Below are 2,175 nucleotides of genomic sequence, written 5' to 3'. Positions count from 1 at the left end.
GCCAGGTCGCCCATCAGTCCCGGCAGATAGCGGAAAGACTCGACTTGGCCGACCCGATCCCGCTGCGGGTCGTGTGGAAGCCGGTCCTCACCGATGCCGAAGCGATCCGCCGGCTGTGTCAGGAGGCCACCGCCTCCGACGCCTGCGTGGGGGTGATCGTGTGGATGCACACCTTCTCCCCGGCGAAGATGTGGATCGGCGGGCTGAGCGCGCTCGACCGGCCGGTGCTGCATCTGCACACGCAGTACAACCTGTCGCTGCCCTGGTCGAGCATCGACATGGACTTCATGAACCTCAACCAGGCCGCTCACGGTGACCGCGAGTTCGCCCACATCGAGTCCCGGCTCGGCATCGACCGCAAGATCGTCGCCGGTCACGCCACCGACCCCCGGGTCGTGGGCCGTGTCGCCGCCTGGTCCCGTGCCGCCGCCGGCCGCCACGCCTCGCGCACCCTGCGCCTGGCGCGTTTCGGCGACAACATGCGCGACGTGGCGGTGACCGAGGGCGACAAGGTCGAGGCCCAGATACGGTTCGGGTTCTCCGTGAACACCTACTCCGTCAACGACCTGGTCACCGTCGTCGACGCCGTCGAGGACAAGGCGGCCGCCGAACTCGCCGCCGAGTACGTCGAGTCCTACGACGTCGTCCCGGCCCTGCGCCCCGGCGGCATCCGCCACGACGCGTTGCTGTACGCCGCCCGCCAGGAACTGGGCCTGCGCACCTTCCTCACCGAGGGCGGCTTCACCGCCTTCACCACCAACTTCGAAGACCTCGGCGGCCTGCGCCAACTCCCCGGCCTGGCCGTCCAGCGCCTGATGGCCGACGGATACGGCTTCGGCGGCGAGGGCGACTGGAAGACCTCCGCGCTGCTGCGCACGATGAAGGTCATGGGACAGGGACAGCCCGGCGGCACCACCTTCATGGAGGACTACACCTACCACCTCGGACCGGGCACCCCCCGCATCCTCGGAGCCCACATGCTGGAGGTCTGCCCGTCGGTGGCCGCCGCCCGCCCCCGCTGCGAGATCCACCCCCTCTCGATCGGCGGCCGGGAGGACCCCGTCCGCCTCGTCTTCGACGCGGCACCCGGCCCCGCCCTCGTCGTCGGCCTGGCCGACCTCGGCGACCGCTTCCGGCTGACCGCCAACGCCGTCGACGTCGTCGCCCTCAGCGAGCCCCTGCCCCACCTGCCGGTGGCCCGGGCCGTATGGAAACCGCGCCCCTCACTGGCGGAATCGGCCGAGAGCTGGCTGCTCGCCGGCGCCCCGCACCACACCGTGCTCAGCGCCGCCGTCGACGCCGAGACGCTGACCGACTTCGCCGCCATGACCGGCGTCGAACTGCTGACCATCGACGAAAACACCACCCCCGGGCAACTCGCCAAGGAAATCCGCTGGAACGCCGCATACCACCGACTCGCCCAGGCCCTGTGACGGCCACGTCCCGCACCCAAGGAGAACGAGCGATGACCGTGCGAGTCCGCGACGGCCTGCGGCAAGAGGTACTGGACGCGAACCTCGCCATCCCCCAGGTCGGCCTCGCGACCCTGACCTGGGGCAACGTCAGCGGGGTCGACCGGAAGGCAGGAGTGTTCGTGATCAAGCCCTCCGGAGTTCCCTACGAGGACCTCACGATCGGCCATCTGGTGACGGTCCGCCTCTCGGACGGCGCTGTCGTCGACGGCGACCTGCGCCCCTCCACCGACACCGAGACCCACCGCTGCCTGTACCGGGCGTTCCCCTCCATCGGCGGCATCACCCACACCCACTCCACCCACGCGGTCGCCTTCGCCCAGGCCCGCCGTGACATACCGGTCCTCGGCACCACCCACGCGGACACCTTCAACGGCCCCCTGCCCTGCACCCCCGACCTCACCGCGGAGCAGTGCGCGAAGGACTACGAGTACAACACCGGCCAGGTCATCGTGGACCTGCTGAACGCGAACGACCAGAAGGCCGTCGAGGTCCCCGGCGCCCTCGTCGCCGGCCACGGCCCCTTCACCTGGGGCACCACCGCCCGCAAGTCCCTCGAACACGCCATCATCTGCGAGGCCGTCGCCGACATCGCCATCCACACCATGACCCTGGCCCCGGCGGGAGCCCCCCCGCCCCGCCACCTCCTCGACCGCCACTACACCCGCAAACACGGCCCCGACGCCTACTACGGCAACCCGGA

At 70.6% G+C, this 2,175-nt stretch carries 2 protein-coding genes; both read left to right on the top strand.

All coding sequences use genetic code 11. The annotated features are described in order from the left end of the window. Positions 1–1,433: L-arabinose isomerase (araA, locus tag ACIBK3_RS46750; RefSeq protein WP_399374773.1), on the top strand; the 1,433-nt coding region annotated here is incomplete at its 5' end. A gap of 32 nt (positions 1,434–1,465) precedes the next feature. After that, on the top strand, positions 1,466–2,175 hold a 710-nt coding region (gene araD, locus ACIBK3_RS46745; RefSeq protein ID WP_399374772.1), incomplete at its 3' end, for an L-ribulose-5-phosphate 4-epimerase AraD.

This window comes from Streptomyces sp. NPDC050287 (assembly GCF_044459385.1).
Taxonomy (GTDB): Bacteria; Actinomycetota; Actinomycetes; order Streptomycetales; family Streptomycetaceae; genus Streptomyces.
Note: the sequence above shows the minus strand (reverse complement) of the source record. Positions and strands in the feature narration are given on the sequence as shown.